11 protein-coding genes and 1 pseudogene are annotated in these 19,959 nt (G+C 49.0%); 1 reads left to right on the forward strand and 11 read right to left on the reverse strand.

Going from position 1 to position 19,959, the window contains the following annotated elements; genetic code table 11:
- Positions 1-806: 806 nt before the first annotated feature.
- Positions 807-1,310: a hypothetical protein gene (locus GCU39_RS09950; protein ID WP_152393366.1), complete on the reverse strand. Its 504-nt coding sequence runs from the start codon at positions 1,308-1,310 to the stop codon at positions 807-809.
- A gap of 147 nt (positions 1,311-1,457) precedes the next feature.
- Between GCU39_RS09950 and GCU39_RS09955 the strand changes: the two genes are divergently transcribed.
- Positions 1,458-2,441: a hypothetical protein gene (locus tag GCU39_RS09955; RefSeq protein ID WP_193726853.1), complete on the forward strand. Its 984-nt coding sequence runs from the start codon at positions 1,458-1,460 to the stop codon at positions 2,439-2,441.
- An 806-nt stretch (positions 2,442-3,247) separates the two neighbouring features.
- On the opposite strand, the pseudogene tnpA reads toward GCU39_RS09955, so the two are convergent.
- From tnpA to GCU39_RS10005, 10 genes and pseudogenes are all read right to left on the reverse strand, one after another.
- Positions 3,248-3,720, reverse strand: a pseudogene (gene tnpA, locus GCU39_RS09960) (IS200/IS605 family transposase).
- 155 nt (positions 3,721-3,875) lie between these two features.
- Positions 3,876-4,049, reverse strand: a complete 174-nt coding sequence (locus GCU39_RS09965) for an aspartyl-phosphate phosphatase Spo0E family protein (RefSeq protein ID WP_227793518.1) — start codon at positions 4,047-4,049, stop codon at positions 3,876-3,878.
- Between the two features lie 12 nt (positions 4,050-4,061).
- Entirely contained in the window at positions 4,062-4,298 is a 237-nt protein-coding gene (locus GCU39_RS09970; protein ID WP_152393368.1) for a hypothetical protein, read from the reverse strand.
- 101 nt (positions 4,299-4,399) lie between these two features.
- The gene (locus GCU39_RS09975; RefSeq protein WP_152393369.1) at positions 4,400-12,496 is read right to left on the reverse strand and encodes an S-layer homology domain-containing protein; all 8,097 of its coding nucleotides are present in this window, start codon (positions 12,494-12,496) and stop codon (positions 4,400-4,402) included.
- 373 nt (positions 12,497-12,869) lie between these two features.
- Positions 12,870-13,430: a hypothetical protein gene (locus GCU39_RS09980; protein WP_152393370.1), complete on the reverse strand. Its 561-nt coding sequence runs from the start codon at positions 13,428-13,430 to the stop codon at positions 12,870-12,872.
- Positions 13,431-14,031: 601 nt separating this feature from the next.
- Positions 14,032-14,952: a TIGR03943 family putative permease subunit gene (locus GCU39_RS09985; protein ID WP_152393371.1), complete on the reverse strand. Its 921-nt coding sequence runs from the start codon at positions 14,950-14,952 to the stop codon at positions 14,032-14,034.
- Positions 14,953-14,994: 42 nt separating this feature from the next.
- Positions 14,995-16,023 carry a permease gene (locus tag GCU39_RS09990; protein WP_227793519.1) on the reverse strand — a complete coding sequence of 343 codons (1,029 nt, stop codon included), beginning with the start codon at positions 16,021-16,023 and terminating at the stop codon, positions 14,995-14,997.
- 613 nt (positions 16,024-16,636) lie between these two features.
- Positions 16,637-17,389 (reverse strand): class I SAM-dependent methyltransferase, encoded by a 753-nt coding sequence (locus GCU39_RS09995; protein WP_152393373.1) that lies wholly within the window; start codon positions 17,387-17,389, stop codon positions 16,637-16,639.
- 3 nt (positions 17,390-17,392) lie between these two features.
- Positions 17,393-19,072, reverse strand: a complete 1,680-nt coding sequence (locus GCU39_RS10000) for a nickel ABC transporter substrate-binding protein (RefSeq protein ID WP_227793520.1) — start codon at positions 19,070-19,072, stop codon at positions 17,393-17,395.
- Between the two features lie 58 nt (positions 19,073-19,130).
- Positions 19,131-19,934: an ATP-binding cassette domain-containing protein gene (locus GCU39_RS10005; protein WP_152393374.1), complete on the reverse strand. Its 804-nt coding sequence runs from the start codon at positions 19,932-19,934 to the stop codon at positions 19,131-19,133.
- Positions 19,935-19,959: the final 25 nt, after the last annotated feature.

A 19,959-nucleotide genomic window follows, 5' to 3' on the forward strand; every position in this document is an offset into this window, starting at 1 on the left:
TGACCGATTAATTAAAAACCGGCAGCTAATGAATGGCTGCCGATACTCCATCTTCTTTACCACAGGATATACACGCCCAGAGCAACAATCACCAAAAAGAAAGCGCAGAGCAGAACTTTATCACGAATACTCAATGGTTTTTTTATTTTTTTTTTAAAAAGATAAGTAACATGGTAGTTATTGATGTAATGTAATTATTGAAAGAACCGGATTAGTAAACAGAAAAAAAGATATCCATAGCCTTCTCTTGTCCCATGATCAAACATCGGGAAAATTATAAATCCAAAGAATACAAAATAAATAGAAATAGTATTGAGATGCATCCTATGACTATTGTATTTTTATTCTCGCTATTGTCATATAATGAACTTAACATTGGATTCCTCTTTCTCTTTGCGTGTTATCCTACTTCCGTGCTGACGAAATAACGGCTGCTTCAGGCAGCCGCTTCAAGTATCGTGTACCGTTGGTTCAAGACAATATTCGCTAAAGAAATTACACATATACACCCTTACCTTGTATTAACTTAAATCCGAATTCTTGTTCAAAGTACGAGCTGGGGCAGAATCATCATCTGTTTCTTTATCAAGAGGTATGATAGCTATTTCCAAGACCCAAAGTTTGACCAAATAAGTTTCGATTACATACTAAAAGGAACTAATGAGTGAAAAATGAATTGAACGGTCCCCTTCTCAAGAACACATAAAATTGAGTAGACAGCCGAAAAAAGATGACCACTGTACAGTACAGGGTCATCTTTTTTACATTCTGCCGATTCTTTTTATCACTCAATTGGTCAAGATATATTATTCAATTGTAATTATAGTTTTGTTGTTCGCTAAATCGTTTACATCTTCAATAAAGAAGTACGATTTAACAGGTGTATTTTTGATCATAAGTGTTTTTACAATATTCTGGTCAATTCGTATAACTGAATGGCTCTTAATTTCTGTTTGTGAATAATAGATACCTCCCCAGATGTTTTTGTGAACAATATTATTTTTCTCCACCGATGGATAAATCGATTTAATAATTCTGACGTTTCCTTTATCCACGAAAACTTCATTTTTATAATATACCCCCCACAAAAGTGAGTTTTTTTGAAGTGCAATAACTCCTTGCTTCCCCTTATTGTTTTCATATAAATAATACCTGAAATTATTATCCTTATTGTAAATTAATTTAATATCACCTTGATAAATCCCGTTCTTCAAAAGAATACCTTCAGGGAATAAATTAATAAAAATCAAAATTCCTATTACAACAAATATGATGATAGATGCTCCCCAAAAATAAACCCTTCGTTTCATATATTCGTCCTCCTCAAATGTTCATAGTGTAAGTATACACATTCTATAAATATATTCAATTTTTGGCAATACAGGACTTATTTACTATTTATCCATAATATGCATTATGTTACCATAATAAGGAATATTACAAATGAGGTGAAAAAATTGAAAAAAAAGGCAATGTTACTTATCATTCTTGCGATAGCCCTCATAGGATCAACTGGGGCTGTATCTGCAGCGGAACAACCGGGAGATTTGACAAATGCACCACGGCTTGACACACAAGACCAACATGAGGTTGAAGTTTTGATTGATGAGTTAATATCTATTAGATTGGAAAAATATCAATCCAACAATGCGAGACTATCAGTTGAAGAACTTAACTCAAAGGATAAAGAAATAATGGACGAGCTCTTAAGTAAAGGTGTTCATCCAATAACTGAAGAAGAACGTGCCCTTCTAAATAAATCGACCACAAGTGGAGACTTTCAGTCACTTGCATCCCAGCCACCTACTTGGGGTCCATATCCAAATGTAGATATGCTTACATTTGGAGAAAAGTCCATAACTGTTAACGGAAAAACGTATAAAATATGGATAAACTATGCTATTCCTAAGGATGGTGGTGGTCCACCATTAATGAAAAATTGGGGATCAGTGAAATTAAGTAATACAAAATTTGAAGCTGCAATATTTAAAAATAAAGTATTTAATTTACTCTTACAAAGAGCTATCGGAGAAATTAAATATGTAAAATGGCTACCATATGATTACTTCTGGCCAGAAGCTGATTCTTACACAAGTTTTGATACATACGACCTTCTTGTTTCTTATGCTTCTAAAATGAAGTATGTATGGGTTTATGTTCCTAGTACAGATATATGGCAACTAAAAGCATCAGCCAATAGCGTTGTAACTAGCGAAACTCACGTTGCTCGTGGATTTAAAAATGGTAACTTAACGAATATCACTAGGGTTAAAAATAATACTATTTGGTCAGATTCATATGATAACATTGAAACGTTAGCTGTAAATGCAGGTACTCCTGTCACAAGTCCTGTTGGTACGTTGAAATATACAGATGTCAGTGGTGGAACCGCATTACAATTCTTCCCTTACTATGCAAGTGGACCGGTAGATCTTTGGTAATAGGTTATAATTTTTAAATATCCGTTTGTCAAGTGGTACATTAATAAGAGGATCGTTAGATACCCGATAAAAGATGATTCCTGTACTACACAGGAGTCGTCTTTTTTCATATCTTTGGCTTACACTCTCGATGCATGCTATCGATCGTTCTCTTGGCATGTCATCAAGCACTAGGTGTGCGATTATTCCATCAACCTGCCCGCGACATGCTAGTTCCTATCATGCGACCGCCGATCGCACTGTACACCAAGTCTTGATGCCCTAAAAGCGAATATCTGTATTACTCAAGTTTACACGCCGGCACTTCTAATCCCAGCTGCTTATGTAACCGGATGAGCCGGACGGCTAGAATGCAAAGATCATGCTACATCGTCCACTTTTCGGAGCGCTAAAACATAGTGACTTGCGATCTGCACATAGCCATGATCAAATTGATTATCATTATTTTATAATCCTATTTTTAGAAAATGAGAATTAACCTCTCAAAATTTAAGTACCTGGGTCAGAATTTTTTATAGTCAGTTCCGCTTTCAAATTTTGAATAACCCCTTCTAATAATATGAGATACCCTCATAATAACTTTGAGTTTATAGACCCTGTCTCAATATATGAGAATAATTAAATACTATTAATATAATGAAGTAAAGAAGTAGAGATATTACCACAATCAGAACCACCCGTCCAACGGGTGGTTTGCACTTGGGGTATAACCCCTGTTGCCAAACTGCGCCTAAAGACGCTAGCCTGACAACAAAGTTGTTCAGGCTCAGTGTAATTTGTCACTTTCACCTACCAGTTAAACTGGTTTACTTCTTCTTGCTATCGTTTCTGCTGAATGGATCTTCATATTCCTTCACACTCAGTTTATCTACTGCTGGATCATGTGCTTCTTGTTCTCGAATATACTTTGCTACAGTTGCTTCATTTAGCCCTACTGTACTTACATAATATCCTTCCGCCCAAAACTTCCGATTTCCATATTTATACTTTAAACTTGCATGCTTCTCGAATATCATCAGTGAACTTTTTCCATCAGATATCCCATAAATGATGATACTGAAATTTTCGGTGGAATCGCTACTAGCATGTGTACATGGTCTCGCATCATGTGACCTTCTAATATTTCCACGCCCTTATATTTACATAAACGTTTAAATATTTCGATTAAGTCTTTCCTTACTTGATTATAAATCTCTTTCCGTCTATACTTCGGGGTGAACACGATGTGATATTTACACATCCACTTCGTGTGCGCTAGACTATAGTTCTTATTTGCCATCTTAGACCATTCCTTTCGTTGAGCCTGAACATCTCAATTTTATCGGCATGGTCTAGTTGGTCAAACCCTCGATCCCTCCACCCGCATAGCGGGTGGTTTTTTGTTTCGCACGCTTCGCGAGCTCAACTGGCTAAAGCCTAAATAAAATAGCGCGGCTAAGTCGCCACGCTTTTGATAATATCTCTTTTATGATACTTGTTAAGAAGATCATCAAGTTCTTTTGATTTTATTAATACTATATCTGAAGTAATTCCATAAACATATCCAGCGAGATTTAGCTCTTTCCTCATATTCTCGATTTTATCTTCAATTGATAGAATCATATCCATATAATAACCTCCTTATGAAATTGGTGACATATTAGCCTTGTCATCATTAATTCCAAAGCTGGTCATCATGAAGAATTCCTGAATCATTAAGAACCTTCCACCAAACGCGAAAAGCATCATAGATTGATTCACTTCTTCACCTTGTGGATATGGACCACCATAACGGGTTCCGCAAATCCCACGATCGATAAGTTCATCTTCAATCCAAGTTTCAAATACGTGAGCGAATAACTCATGATCCCGCTTCAAATAAGGAACACGTTCTTTAGCAACCTATGAGGATAATTTATAGTAGGGAAACATTGGGACCCCCTTGGGAGGGTCCCGCAGAAATCCAACGGCTTGCATTACTAGATCAACCTGTACAGCCGTTCAAGCGCCACTGCCGCTTCCACCCTCTTGAGCGGCGAATCGGGATACAGGTACCCGTCATGTCCTTGGAAAATCCCCGCCGCCAGCAGACGTTTCACGCCTTCTTTCGCATACTCGGCGACAGCGGATGCATCATTGTAAGCCTGCAGTTGAACCGTCGGATCTACTTGCGCATTCGTGTTCACTCCCGCCGCCCGCACCGCAAGATCGATCATGACCATCATCTCTTGACGCGTGACGAGTGCGTTGGGATCAAACCTGTCGCCGCCTCTTCCGCTTATGATGCCTAGCGTCCGGGCCTCATGGACTGCTTCGTCATAATAGACGCCGGGCCGTACGTCGGAGAAGCCCTCGCCTCGCTTCGCATGCAGATCCAGCAGTCGCATGATGAGCGCGACCGCATCGGCCCGTGTAATGAAGCTGTTCGGTGCATAGGTCGAATCATCCATTCCGTTGATGACGCCTTTGGAAGCCAGCGATTCGATCGCCTGCCGCGCCCATACGACTTGCGCTAGATCGCCAAACGTCTTTGCGACGGAGACGACCGCATAACGGCTGAAGTGATGCGTGCTGAACACTACGGCCCCCAGCGAAGCGTCGTACCGGCCGCTGACGATCGGCTTGGCCGTACCGTCGTTCGCCATATACCAGATCGTCAGCCGTTCCGGATGCTCCCGCTCTTCCAACGTCGGCTCATACGGTACCCGTACCGTTACGGCTCTCCGATCGCTGCACCATTCTACCGGTGTTCCATCGATCGACGCGTTCACGAACACGATTGGCCGACCGCCGATCTGCGCCTTTACCACCGCGTTTGCCCCCGTCAAGTCGCCCCGGCCGATCGAGATGACGATCTCCTTCGCCGTTCCCGTCGCCATCTGCGCGAACATGTCACCCGGCAGCACCAGTTGACCCAGCGGCGTGGATAACTCCATGATCAATTTGTTTTGCGCGATCAAATACAAGGCAGGTAAACGCAACTCGTAAGACGATGCCCCTTCGGACGGTTTCATGTCGAAACGGATCGTGCGGTAGCCGTCCGCGTCAGGCGAGGCATCCGCCAGCGCCCGCTCGATTTGATGCGCGTCCAGGACCAACTGTGCAACTGTCGCACCAGATCCGGAAGTGTTGCCTGTAGCCCCCGGCGTGCTCGGCGTGTCTGGGTTCGGTGGACCATCGCTCGTCTTTTTCGCGAGCGCGATTGCATTCGCTCCAGGAACGGCTTCGTAATAGACGAAGTAACCTTCACCTTCCCGAACCGGCTGCGCCGTCGTAGACTTGCCGCCCTGAGTCACCGTCACGCGGCTCCAATCGGCCGGAACTTGGGTGCGCAGCGTCAGCGGCTCGTCATACACTTTGCTGTCCAGCGTGCCGGTCAGCTTCAGCTTGATGCTCAGGCTGTTTACCGTTACAAGTTCGATCTTCGCATCCTGCCGTTCGCGCAAATATTTTCCTACTTGTGCCAACGTTCCGTTCCAGAGCGCGTCGTCGCGCTGCTTCACGTAAGCGTAATGGCTGTCATACAAGCTCAGCGACGGCGGCGACCAGCCTTCATCATTGTTGCCGTGACCGGTCAGAATGAGCCAATTCGCCTTGGCGATGCCGGTGTCGAGCCAGTCATTCAATTGCTTCACGGTTGTAGTGCTTTCCGGCACCGTGCTGCTCAGACTGTAATACTTCGTCGTATCGGGCGCATTGCCCGTATTGCTGCCGCCTTGCCGTGCGACGACGAATCTCTTTGCGGCTTCCTCCATCACTGCGTCATTGGTCGCGTTATACGGATACGCTAGCGTCTGCGGTACATGCCCCGTGTTCGTTGCGATGTCGGCGACGGATTTGTCGAGCTCCGTCCGAAGCTCGTCCGCGGACAGCGTCGTCAGATTCCGGTGTGTGACCGTATGGCTGGCGACGTCGAAGTAGCCTTTGTCGAGCAACGCCTTCCATTGCGCCCACGTGCCGGCTGAAGCGCCCATGTCGTTATAACCGTTCTTGATCCAATCGCTGATGAGCGCCAGCGTGCCGACGAGGCCGTACTTCTCGTGCAGCTCTGCGAAACGCAGGTCGGATTGGTATATGCCATCATCGTAGACGATCGTATAAGCGCCCGCCTTGCAATCCTTCCATCGGCACACCGATGTATCGCCGACGGCGCCCGCGTCGCCGCGCAGCGTCTTCGCGACCGCAGCGGCAATGACCCAGGCGCCCTGTGAGTTCGGATGCACCTTATCCGGGAACAGAGCCGCCTGTCCGGCCGTCGCCGCGTTGATGTCGATGACCGCAGCTCCAGTATCGGCGGCGGCCTGCCGAATGAGCGGGATGACTCCGTTCTGAAGTACGGACGAGATGATGCCGTACACGGCGTTCGGGTCGTCGTTGTAGATGGTCGGCGGTAGATTAACGTACACTTTCGGATGGCTCGGCAACCCTTGGTACGTCTGAATCATCGCCTTGTAATCGGCGAGGAAGCTGTTCGTGCCGCCGTTCCAGTTCCATGACTTCGTATCGTTCGTCCCGAGCTGGATGACGACAATGTCCGGCGTATACGACTGGCTGGCGGCAAAGCTCGACTCGTTCCAGTAAGGCTGATCACCCGACTTCATCAATGTCCGCCCGCTCAGACCGAAGTTTTTGACCACATACTTGCTGCCCAGCATCGCCTGCAGTTGCGCCGGATAGCTCGTCAACCCCGGCGTGTCGAGGCCCGCTCCCGCCGTAATGCTGTCGCCGATCATCGCCACCTTGATCTGGCCGGTCGGCAGCGGCTTCTCCGGAATCTTCTCCGTATAGGTAGCTGGAATCTCGTCGGTCGGATATTCCGCGAAGTAGATATCGTCAAAATAGTACGTTCCCGGATTCCACTCGCCGAGCCGAATCTCCTTCAAGCTGCGAAGGTCGACCGACGTTTTGCTGAGAGGTAAATAGACCTTTGTCCACTGCCCTTTAACCGAGGCGACATCCGTCCAGTTGTCGGTGGACACCGTTCCGTCAGCATTGACGAATGTGACATCGACCGTGTTGGACCCTTGCATATCCTTCACGTAGAACACCAGGTAGTTGAAGTCCGATGCATCTATGGAAACGACGCCCCCCTGCGGCTTGACGATGACCGAGCGTCCGTCCGCGCCGGGGTTCGCTCCGTCGCCAGTCACGACGAGCTTGACGCTGCCGTGTCCACCCGGATTGACGCCAAACGTGCGGTCCACCTCGGCCCACGCGTTCGTGCCGACTGTTACCTGCACCCCGTCCTCCTCGAACGACTGAAACCAGCCGCTGCTGCCGATCGGATAAGCGGCCGGCGGCGCATCGTTCCGGTAGGTGGTGGCATAGACGTTGTCGACAGTTAGCGTGTCGGACGGGGCCAGACCGATGCGTATCTCCTTGACCGCCATCGAGTTGAGCCGCTCCTCCACAAGCGGCAACGTCTGCGCTGACAATAATGGAACGCTGACTCTCGTCCATTTATCCTTTACCGTATTTTGCTCCGTCGTGCCCGTCCATGTATGGCCATCCATATCGACAAGCGTTACCGCGAGCGGACGTCCGCCGACACTGTCCTTGACGTCGAGATTCAAGTAGTTGTACACCGACAGGTTGCGGATGATCTCGCCGCCCTGCGGCGCGAAGGCGGCATAGGAGGTCGTATTCGTCGACAGATTCGTTGCCTTCAGACTGCGGCCGCCTTCGCCCTGCAGGCTGTCCGTAACGGATTCGAGCCGCACGTCACCGCTTGGCGAGAAGAAGCCTTTCCCAGACTCGAAGCTTTGGAACCAGGACGAGATACCCGTCGGCTTCGGCGTTGCGCCACCCTGCGTATGGGTATAGCGGTCATAACGCTCCGCCAGCACGGCCGCCGCCTGCTTAGGCGTCTTGCGATCCATGTGATACAGCCCCATCGTCTGCAGGCCGGTAATGTTCGTATACCAGTTGTAGGCAGTCCACCAAGCCGCGCCGCTGAACAGTCCGGATGCGTTCGCTGAGCCGTCTTCGTTCACGGTCGCGCTGCGAGTGAAGGCGTTGAACGTGCCAGTGAAGATCTGTATTTGCCGCGTATCGTTCGGACCTTCGTCCCCTGTCCAGTAGCCGTATTCGGTCGCGATGATCGGCTTGTTCGGATGCAGTGCGTGAATGCGCTCGATCTCCTCCTGCGTCTCGACATCCGCGTTGGCTCCGTAGAAGGCGCCGAAGTACATCGTCATGCCGATGACGTCCGCAGGCGAATGCGAGTGGTCGCTCTCGCCCTTATACGGATTTGCCACGGCGGACTGCCCGACGAGCCTAGTGCCGTCGATGGCATGAGCTGTGTCTCGCAGCTCGGTGATGTAATTGACCCGCTGCAGCTGTCCGGACGATTCGTTCGCCACGCCGTCGAACCAGACCGAAGGCCGGTTGTAGTTGCTGAAGATCATTTCCTCCAGCATCTGCTTCGCCTGCCCGCGCTGCCGCTGCTGATCGAACGCATCACCACTGAACCAGTAAGCCGGAATCTCCTGCCAAATGGCGAGGCCGATCCGGTCGGCGAAGCGGTAGGTCGGCAGACTGTGCGGAAAATGTCCCGTGCGCACAAAGTTAGCCTTCAGATCCTGCTTGATCTTCAGCAGATCGCTGTAACGTTGTGCCGCATCCATCGAAGGCCCTTTGTCGGCGCTGTCCTCCGTGTAGCCTACGCCGGCAAGGAATGGTGCCAGTTCACCGTTCAGCTTGATCCGTACGCCGTCCGCCTCCAGCGTGCGAATGCCGAACTGCGTATAGAACGTGTCTGTCACCTTTCCGCCGATCGACTGTTCCACTTTCAGAATGTAGAGATTCGGACTTGCCGGGCTCCACAGCTTCGGATTCGGCACTTGCAGTCGCAGCACGTCGGCCGCCTGACCGTTCGCGGCCACATGGACGGTTCGGGTGGCCGTTGCGGCCGTCGCCTGGCCTATGAGGTCCTGGGCGAACTCGCTCGTCTCGTTGCCCGCGTTGATCGCAGCTTCATATACCGAATATATCAGCGTCGCGTCGCGGCCGGAAGCAGCTTCATTGTTCAAGAACGTCCGGACCGACACCGTACCGTCCGTGCCTAGCGCGCGAACGTCGCTGCGAACCACGTACGTATCCGGCAATACTTCCAGATACGCGTCGCGCAAAATACCCGTGTAATTGAACCAGTCGGACTTGGCATACGGAAGCGTCTCGCCGTTAACGAACGTATCCCACTTCGGATTGTCGACCCGCACGGCGATCACGTTGTCTCCGCCATAGTTGAGCCACCCCGAGGCGTCCAATGCGAACGGCGTATAGCCACCCTCGTGGCCGCCGGCATAATGGCCGTTGATCCACACGTCCGCGTAATAGTTGACGCCGAGGAAACCCACAATCGCCGGCTTGCCCGCGAGGGAATCGTCCACCGAGAAATGCTTGCGGTACCAAACGCCGCCCTGATAACCGGACTTATCGCTCTTGTTCTCCGGCCCGTTCGCCGATTCGTAAGCCGGCATCTCATCCTCCGGCATCGGCAGTGACTTGGCAGACCAGCCAGCGTCGTTGAAGTCCGCCGCCTGCTTGCCTGCTGCCTCTTGCTCAAGCGCCTTCGTACGGTCCTCATCCCGCGGAGCTGCGGACAGCTTGGAGTCGAGCAATACGCGCTGCTTTTTCCAATTGCCGTTCAGCGAAATGTACGTCCGGTCCTTCTGCTTCTCGAACGATCCTAGCGGTAGACCGTTCTCGAACGGCATTGCTTCACCGCCCACTTTCTTCAGGACGAGCTGCGTGTAGCCGGTGTTCGGGAAGCCAGCGCCAACGCTCTGACCGAGATAGAATTCATCAATATGATAGGTCCCGACCTTCTCCGGCACCACCGTCACTTGCGCTAGTCGAGAGAAGTCGAAACTTGCCTCGTGATCGAGCGGAACGGCGATACGCGTCCAGGTGCCGGCTGTCGTCTTCGCGCTCGACGTCAAATCGAGAACAGCGCCTTCTCCATCCTTAAGCAGCACGCGAGGAGATTGCCCGCCTTGCTCATCCAGTACATAAAAGATTAGGTGGCTGAAATGAGTCGCATCGATCTCCGCCCGGTAAGCGTAAGGGTCCGTCTTGTCGATTGACGAACCGAGCGCCTGCGGCGCAACGGTCACCCCGTTGACGGTTGGATCGGAAGAATCAGCGCTCACTGTCGCTTGGACGCTGTATGAATTGTACGGGTTTGCGGACTTGGCCGCGGACACCTCCGTTCGCACGCCGCTGCCAAGCGTAAGACCGTAGCTGCCATCCTGCCCCTTCGTCTCGAAGCTCTGGTACCAGACGAAGCCGATGTTCCGTGTCTCGTCTACAAAGCCCGGCAGCAAATCGTCCTCGCTGACCGCGAAGTAAATATCGTCGATATAATAAGTCCCTGCGTTATACAGACCGAGATCGATGGTAGCGATTCGGGACAGGTCGATGGACGCTCCGCTGAGCGGAATCGCGATTCGCACCCATTTGTTCAAGGACGAATTGGTCTTGCCCCAGGTATCGAGCTTGCCTCCGTCCGCATCCGTCATGCGCAGCTCCACACCGTTGCTACCTTGCATATCCTTAATATAGAAGACGAGATAGTTGTAACCCGCCGCGTTAAACGCACCTCCGCTCTTCGCTACAGCCCGGAGATAGTTGTTGTTGGCATACGGCCATCCGCCGGCTTTCGTCGTCAGCTTGACGCTGATCGTCTCCGCCGTGTTTGCCGTATCAGACGCCGATTCCACTGTGGCGCCGCTGCCTGCCTCGAACCCTTGACCGTTCTCAAAATCGTTGAACAGCTTCGTTGGCTCCGGCTTGTACGCCGGCGATTCGTCCGTCGCCCTCTGAGCCAGGTAGAGATCGTCGTAGTAATAGACGTTTTCCCAGCCCCAGTACGTGCCCAATTGTATCTCGGTCAGCTGAGACCAGTCGAGCTTCGTCTTGTCGAGCGCCACCGTCATCTTGACCCACTCCTTCGACGCCGTCTTCGTCGTCTGCCCCGAATCAGTGTCCCAGACGCCTCCGGAAGCGTCCTTGAATACGACGTGCACATTAACGCCGGCGTCTTTCGTCGTGTCCTTAACATAGAACATCAGATAATTGTAATTCGACGCATCGGTGTACGTAGCTCCTACGACGCGGGCATCTTCTTGCGGCTCGATGCGCACGCCATAAATGCCGGTGTTCCAGGCTTCATTTTGCGTGATCCCTTGGTCGTCTTTGTAGCCGTTCTGCATCGTCTTGAGGCTGCCCTTGCTTGACGAGTACGGCGATTGGCCGGCAGCATGAGAGGCGACCGTAGCCGAACCCTGTCCCAGCACGCCGTACTTCCCTTCCTGATCTGCGCTCTCGAAGCTTTGATACAGCTTCGGAGTAACCTGAGGCCCGCCCTCGCCACCTGGTTCTTCAGGGTAAGAAGGCGGCAAATCGTTCGCCGTCTTCGCAAAGTACAGCTCGTCGAAGTAATAATGATTGCCCCAACCCCAATACTCACCGATCGACACGGAGACGAGCTTCGTGAAGTCGATCTTCGATTTGTCCAGAGGCACGGAGAAGCGGGTCCATTTGTTCTTGACCGAATTCAGCCCGTCCGTGTTGGCATTCCACGTTGCCCCGTTCGCGTCCTTGAACACGATGTTCGGATTGTGCGCGTCCGCATCCAGCACGTAGAAGCTGAAGTAACTGTAATCGGAGGCATCGTAGTAAGTCGTTCCGTTCACCGTCTGCGCCACATCGTCCTGCGGCGTCGCCGTAAAGCCGTAGACGCCGGTGTCCCACGCTCCACCCGACGGATTGTTGTCGTTTGTCTGGATGAGGAGCACGCTGTTCTTGCTCGAAGCGTACGCTGTCTGCCCTGAAGGCGCCGCCGACGAGGCGCTTCCGACCGATGCGATCCCATAATTACGGTCCTTTCCAGGCTGTTCGAAATTCTGATACCACTTTGCATCGGTGGTGGCCGCCCCTTCCGGCGCCAGCGTCGGCGAATCCGCCCGCGCGATGCCGCCGCCCATCCCTGCGAACATCGTCGTGAACAGAATTACGAATGTCAGCGCCGCCGACAGCCGATTCCGCTGCCAAGTCCGATTCCATCCCTGCATGTTGTTGTCCCCTTTCAATTTGGCATCCTTAAAATGAAATCGATTTCATTTTTTTGTTTAAAATATCTTGTCTTCGCAATTACGTTTGCATTAGCTTATCAGCAGCCGCAATGAGTCGACAACTTAGAAATGCAAACCTCAATTTGAAATCGATTTCATTTTTTATTATAGTTCGGTATCATTTCCAGAGTCAACCATCTTTTGCCAACAATTTAAGGTCGATTCATGAAGTATTCAAAGTTGTACATTGCTGGTAGATTGCCGGTGAGAATCCGAATTGCAAGATCGGAATAATTACGAGTTGGTCAGAATGTGAACACATTAACGACACAGACCTGTCTGACCCAATTACTTCCTCATTGTAGGTTCATGACTAATCCTCTGAATGATTCTTCCTAGAAACTATACGGGAGCTCAAATGGTGCTGCTCTCCATTATTGATCTTTCTTAAGAATAATGTCGCTGAATAAAACCCATCTCTAACTGATACTTCTTCAAAGCCTTCAACCCAAACAGCTTCTACAAAAGGCCGATTAGTTTCTACATATTCAACTTTATTAGTGATTACGAGCTTTTTCGGCTTGTCCGTCTCGAGCATAATCTGTACACCTTCCAAAGAGAAAGCATACGAGTGCACTGGAATTTTTATTTTCTCTTGTAAATCTGTAAACTTTTTAAAAGTCGTCCTCTTCCACTCTGAAACCTCAAAAATATGGTCTAACGATTTACGAGAGGATAATACACTATTGACTTCAGAACATAATAGAATTAATCCAACAGCTGACCCTGCAAATAAAATACCATAAGGATCGTTAGTGGATACATGTATTCTGTATGATATATACATAATTGCTGCAAAAAGTATGACTCCAAACAGAGGAGCCAGCGACCCTTTCTTTTTAGGGAAAGAATCGAACAATTCTTCTTTAGTCATTATTGTTCTCCTTCTTTCTCTTGTTCATAAATAACGGCACCATTTCTTTTGACTTTGCAAATAAACCATTTACTACGTATTGCTTCCAGTCCTCACCATATACTGTCACATCCTCAGCACCTCGGAATTAATGATTACAACATGTTTTCTTTAATTCATTTCAGAAACCTCACTTCCTAATATGGATTTTTTTACAATACCTCAAAAGAATAATTATGTATAGTGAAAACGTAACGCTTTTCTTATAAAACTACCCATTAGCTTAATAAAAATGAACAGGCTTCCGCAGCTTGCTCAACAACGGTATGTTATTCAACTATAGTACCTAAAATCGAGGAAAATATAGTATAATCAACTTGTGATCGTCAATAGTTACTTCCATTTCCAAAAAATTATGATTGTCATTGTAGTAAATCCACAAATACACAAACACAGGTATACAATAAAATGAAACTATATACTTCATTTTCATTCCGCAGTATAATCACAAAAAACGCCTGTATTCGCATCATTACGACCAGACGTTTCTGAAAGGGCTTTATGTTATAACCAATTAGCGATCGTTATATCTTTAGCCCCCACTCCAAGGTAGAGAAAAATTTCAATCCAAGAAAGCAAAGTCTTTCACATACGGATACACATAGGGATCCTTCGGCACCGCAATTTTCTCGATTTCTTCGGCATCCAGTACCATTACCTCATTCCCGCCGTATAGCGTCTTATGAATCGTACCCGTCACGCTGATCCAGGCATCCTCCGCATAATTCCGACCTTTTTCTGCCCGCACGAGTATCCCGTATGGCGCCGCATCAGCGGAGCAGCACTGCATGGCCATCCGAGAGATGACGAATATATCTCCATCCATCTCTTCCTCACGATAAACAAACCCGCTTATTTCCATCCGGTGCTCTACGAACTGATCTAAATACAAATCGATCGTGGTCAGTCGCTCCATAAATCCCTCTTCTTTAATTCGAATGAGAGATTTATCGTATAGACGGATTCCCAAGTCGGCAAAATCTTCTGTAAAAGCATCTGCGGGGAAGCGCTTCTTTAGCTCATCATCTGGGTAATTACTTGCATGATTGCCCTGTTCTACATCATATTGCGATGCGTTTCTTTTCACTTTCTCATCCTTAGACGTACTTATCTTTGTGTTCATGCTGTTGGTCGGGCTTAAATTCATCCCTTTGACCGCAGCCATCTCACTGGCCATCACACTATTAGACACGAGAAATCCGAGCGCCAGCGGCAGGAGAAATAGGCAGTAAATGAATGTGTTCTTCATCCAGGACCTTGCCGGCACATGCTCGCAGGAACATGACTCTCTCTCTCCCGTTGCCGTTTGAAACACCATAAACATCTGATAGATCGCCAGCACCATGAGGCCGATTGCTGAACATTTCACATATAGACTGATTCGCGGTGCGATGAAATATTGCAAAGAATCCGTCTTCACCAAATAGACAATAAAGAATGAAAAACCCGCGAGTAACAATCCCCGGCATAAGAAATGTAACATAAGCCTACGCTGCTCCTTCACCTGACATCCCCTCCCATCCTACTATAAAAACATTTGCGCAATTACATTGGCCCCTACAAATACGGAGAGTATAATCCATATCGCCAGCAAAAGTACAAATCGAGCACGGAACACAGCAAGAAGCATCAGCGTACTCTTGAAATCGATCATCGGACCAAACACGAGAAACGTAAGCAAAGATCCTGCAGAGAACGTGTTTGCGAAGGATGCGGCGACGAAGGCATCCGAAGTCGAACAGAGCGACAGCACATAGGCCAGTCCCATCATGAACAAATGAGAGCTCGCCCCGTCTTGACCGATCGCTAGCAGATCAGACCTAGGGATAAACGCCTGAATAAAGGCCGTTACGATAGAGCCAATGATTAAATATTTTCCCATATCAAAAAATTCACCGCAGGCGTGCTCCAAAACAGCATATAGCTTGTTCCCGTTCGTATGTTGATGCTGAGGGTTATGGTGATTATCTTGATGCTGATGATCCTTTTCGCTGACGGAAATGCTAGACTTAAGTGGGTTATTAGTTACGAAATAATAGACGATCAGTCCAATGCAGCATCCTACGAACAGAGCTAGTCCCATGCGAGCGTACACCATCTCCGGCCGTGTGCGGAATGCGGTGAAAGTTGCTGCGTATACGACCGGATTAAGAATGGGGCCGACCATCATAAATACGACACCGATATACAAAGGCATACCTTTGGCCATCAACCGCCGCACGACAGGGATCATCCCGCATTCACACACAGGAAAGAGCACCCCTAACCCGCAGGCATATAAAATGCCAAGAATTTGATTCTGTGGGGTCCACTTCCGAATCCAGGCTTCTGAGATAAAAATCTGCATAATGGATGAGACGATGATGCCGAGCAGGATAAAAGGGATTGACTCGAGAATAATCCCGAGGAACATCGTTTTGAAGGATTGCAGCACGGGTAAATCTCGCACGGATAGCTGATTGAGCAGATTGGGAGAAAAAGCAAAAATGACAATAACGCCCAATATCGCGAGAAAACAAATATGTAGATAAAACTGCGACAACCTGAAGCGCAAACACATTCCTCCTTTGTGTTTAAAACGTAATAATTACGATTAATAATAGTCTACTTTGATATCTCCTGTCATGTCAACCCAAACTTTCTCTAATAAAGCGTCAAAAAAGTCCGTCAGGGAAAACACCCTGACGTTCCTTTTATTCGATCAGTTCCATCACTTCGATGTAACGGGCATTGCCGCTTTTCGATTATCTAACGGTTCTCACAACACCACGAAATCAGCAGATTACTCCCCCTATGAATGCAAATAATCTCACCTGCAACCGTTAGCACGGATACGAAACTATTTTCCACAAAATAGCCCCCGTTGCGTCCGTTAGTCAATAGGCATTTACGATCAGCATGACCTCGAGCTCCCTCCAGCATGTTGTCCGTACAATCAATACCTGTCACTTGACTTGATGACCTTCTCCCGACAAAATCTCGGAGAAAAATCGGGGCCGCAACCAATGTCCAGCACCAGAAGCCACTCCCCGTGCGGCGCATACTCCTGAATCAGCTCCAGCCAAGCTTTTCGTTAAAAACCACGCAGTTCCTTCATAATTCCCTGATTATAAAGTTCAGCCTCGCCTTTCCAATAGGTGTGACCTCTTGTTGAATACTAATCACTTCTACTCTTTTGTAGCGGTAATCATGAAGCGTTCCACGTTCTGAACGCCGTATTTCAAGTGGCTCAACAGCTGCCGTCTGGCAGGAATAAAATTACGGCGAATCCTTATATTCTGAAAACCAGCCCCACGCAGCGCTTCATCATCGGCTTCTGGCCGCAGAACATGAACGAAAGGCAGTCCATGAAACAGTTCCTGATCGCGATTGCTGCGACGTCGGACCCTCCGTTCTGTGATAAGAATCAGCAGCCATGATAACGCGTACCACAGACGGTGAAACAAGGACTTTTTCTCCTGATATAAATAATTACCGTCAAAAACAATCAGCTTCCCACCCGGCTTCAAAATCCGGTACCACTCGGCATAGGCCTCCTGCGGCTTCGGCAGCGTCCAGACCACATCCCTGCACACCACAGCATCCAGACTGTTATCTGCAAGATGATCAAGCTTCGCTGCATCTCCCACAAAAGCAGGGATCTTATAACCCAATTGATCAAAATTTGCGGTAGCGACCTGAATCATCCCTGGTGAAGCATCCATAGCAGTTGGCCGATGCCCCATTTGTGATAAGAGAATAGAGAAGAAACCCGGTCCTGTACCCACGTCCAGCACTTGCTGCTCTCTTCTACTCCCAAGCCCGTCCTCCAGTAGCTCCTTCCAGATAGATATCGTCATGGCACTGCGGAACTGGGATTGGATCACTTTGTCATATCCGCCGGAGCTAGCGGTCCAGTATTGCGAGATTTCCTTCAGCATCTCTTAGTCCTCCACGTCAAGCAAATTCCAGAGGACTGGAGAGAATGTGGTGTAACCCAGCTTGAAATTCTTCACCCGATGATTAAAAACAAAGATGTCATCCGGGAAGTACACCGCAGCGAACATCGCTTGTTGATAGAGCTTATGGAAAATCGCGTCATAGGCCGACTTCCGCTCCTTGAGATCCGTTGTACCTACTGCTGTGTCGGTCAATGATTCCAATTCAGCGTCCGACCAGACCACTGCAGGTGTATCGTCTGTCTTATGGAAAAGCGACAAAAGGAAGGCGTGCGGATTGTAGGCATCGTCATAAGTGCGGTAGATGATGAGATCATAGGCTCTCGTTTTCCACAGGGCATCATAATACGCATTCGTCTCCAGCACCTGTAGCTTCACTTCAATCCCAATGTTCTTCAGCTCCGACTGAATCAACTCGCCGATGGACTTCCATTCCGGGAACTCAGCTTCTTGCAGCACAAAGTTCAGCGACAACGGAGCGCCAGCCTTCTCTACAATGCCATCTCCATTACCGTCACTATATCCCGCTTCAACCAGCAGCTTCTTGGCCTGATCCGGGTCGAATCCGTACCAAGTGCTGTTGCTCTCCATTACATACGGTACTGTCTGCGGGAACAAACCTGTCGCTTCACTGCCAATTCCGCCCATGAGGTCCTGAACAATACTCTTTTTATTAATCGCCAGATTAATCGCTTGGCGGACTCTTACGTCCTGCAACAGTGGCTGTTTGTAGTTAAAAGCCAGAAAATGAGAATTCGTCCCCGGCGCTTTTTCGACGATGAGCGAGGAATCACTTTGCAGGACCGGCAGACTTTCTACCGGAATTTTGCCAAGCTGGCCGCCAGCCAAATCCACATTTCCATTCTGAAGAGCCAGAACTATCGACTGCGGGTCAGGGATGATTTTTAGAATAATCTTGTCCAGCTTCGGCTTCTCGCCCCAGTAGTAAGGGTTTCTAACCAAAACAGCTTCCTGGTCGGTCTTATAGCTCTCCGGCATCCAGGCGCCCGTTCCGATAGCCTTGACGAACTTTCCGTTCAGATCACCAGCAGGTTCGACAGCAGTTGGGCTAATGATCCGTACCGGTCTGGCGAAGGACAGTTCTGTTAAAAAAGGATAGTAGGCTTTGGTGAACGTCATCGTAATCGTATGGTCATCTACAACATCCAGCGATTTCATGGCGGTCGCTATATTCAGGGAATTGACCGGATCCTTGATCCAGCGCTCGAAGGAAAATTTGACCGCCGCGGCGTTCATCTCCGTACCATCAGAGAACTTGACGTTCTTGCGCAGATGGAAGGTGTACGCCTTGCCGTCCGGCGAAATGTCCCAAGTCTCTGCCAGCGCCGGGAGAATCTCGCCTTTCTGTCCGTATTTCACTAGTCCATCGTAGATCATGGCATGTACATTCATGGAGCCTTTATATCCTCCGGCATCCAGCTGATCGATTCCCACATCGGAGGCAACTGCCACCGTTATAGTTTTGTTGTCTTCACTTGGTTGGGAAGCAGCCGAGTTGGTCGTTTGCTTCTGCCCACCTGCATTAGGGTCAGTTGTACTGCCGCTCTGACTTCCACAGCCCGAGATGACCAGCATTACCGCCGCTGTAAGCGATAGGAGGGCCATGCTCCATGGTGTGTACTTTCTTTTTATTTGTTGATTCATATGATTAGCTCCTCTGTTTAATGTAAAATAACTCTTTCTGCCTCGCGTTTGCCTCAACCTACGTTCTACGCAGCCTAGGTTCCTGCACTGGAACTGCCTCCAGCAGCGACTTTGTATAAGGATGCACAGCTCTCATCTTCATTTCATTACCTGGCAAGCACTCCACAATCCGTCCTTCATGCATCACCGCCACCTGATCGCAAAAACCATCGATCAGTGACAGATCATGAGTAATAAATAGATAGGATAACCGCAGCTCTGACTTCAGCCCTTGAAGCAGATTCAGCATCTGCCTCCGCAGGCTGACATCGAGACTTGCGAAGGGTTCATCGCAGACCAGCACTTCCGGCCGAAGGGCAATGGCCCTACCGATGCCGACCCGTTGCTGCTGTCCGCCGCTCAGTTCGTGGGGATACCGCCTCAAATGCTGCTCTCCAAGGCCTACCAGTTCCAGACTCTCCACAACCTTGTTTTTGATCTCCTTCGGCGTTCCAGTCTTATAATTCTGAAGCGGCTCTTCGACAATTTGTTCCACAGTAAACAGCGGGTTGAAGGAAGAGAGACTGTTTTGGAATACGCTCTGCATGCTCCGTCTGATCTTGCGCATCGCAGTTGAACTAAGGGCAGTGATGTCCGTATTCCGATATAGCACCTGACCGGAAGTAGGTTTTTCCAAGCCTAGCAGCAAACGGCCAAGCGTGCTCTTCCCGCTCCCGCTTTCGCCAACCAGTCCTAGTGTCTTCCCGCGTTCGAGGCTGAGCGAGACCTCTTCCACAGCAGACACCAGTCGCGTCTGCTGTGTGAACCAGCGTTGTCGCTCGCCATAAGCTTTGCTCAGACACACTGCCTCTAGCAGTTTCATGAACGCTCCCCTCCTCTTGGTATTA

The organism is Paenibacillus guangzhouensis (genome assembly GCF_009363075.1).
GTDB lineage: Bacteria > Bacillota > Bacilli > Paenibacillales > Paenibacillaceae > Paenibacillus_K > Paenibacillus_K guangzhouensis.

Excerpts from the sequence above, each read along its gene's own strand:
- GCU39_RS09950 (WP_152393366.1), bottom strand. The coding sequence starts at position 1,310 with ATGAAACGAAGGGTTTATTTTTGGGGAGCATCTATCATCATATTTGTT.
- GCU39_RS09965 (WP_227793518.1), bottom strand. The coding sequence starts at position 4,049 with ATGGATATGATTCTATCAATTGAAGATAAAATCGAGAATATGAGGAAA.
- GCU39_RS09975 (WP_152393369.1), bottom strand. The coding sequence starts at position 12,496 with ATGCAGGGATGGAATCGGACTTGGCAGCGGAATCGGCTGTCGGCGGCG.
- GCU39_RS09980 (WP_152393370.1), bottom strand. The coding sequence starts at position 13,430 with ATGACTAAAGAAGAATTGTTCGATTCTTTCCCTAAAAAGAAAGGGTCG.
- GCU39_RS09985 (WP_152393371.1), bottom strand. The coding sequence starts at position 14,952 with ATGTTACATTTCTTATGCCGGGGATTGTTACTCGCGGGTTTTTCATTC.
- GCU39_RS09995 (WP_152393373.1), bottom strand. The coding sequence starts at position 17,389 with ATGCTGAAGGAAATCTCGCAATACTGGACCGCTAGCTCCGGCGGATAT.
- GCU39_RS10000 (WP_227793520.1), bottom strand. The coding sequence starts at position 19,072 with ATGAATCAACAAATAAAAAGAAAGTACACACCATGGAGCATGGCCCTC.
- GCU39_RS10005 (WP_152393374.1), bottom strand. The coding sequence starts at position 19,934 with ATGAAACTGCTAGAGGCAGTGTGTCTGAGCAAAGCTTATGGCGAGCGA.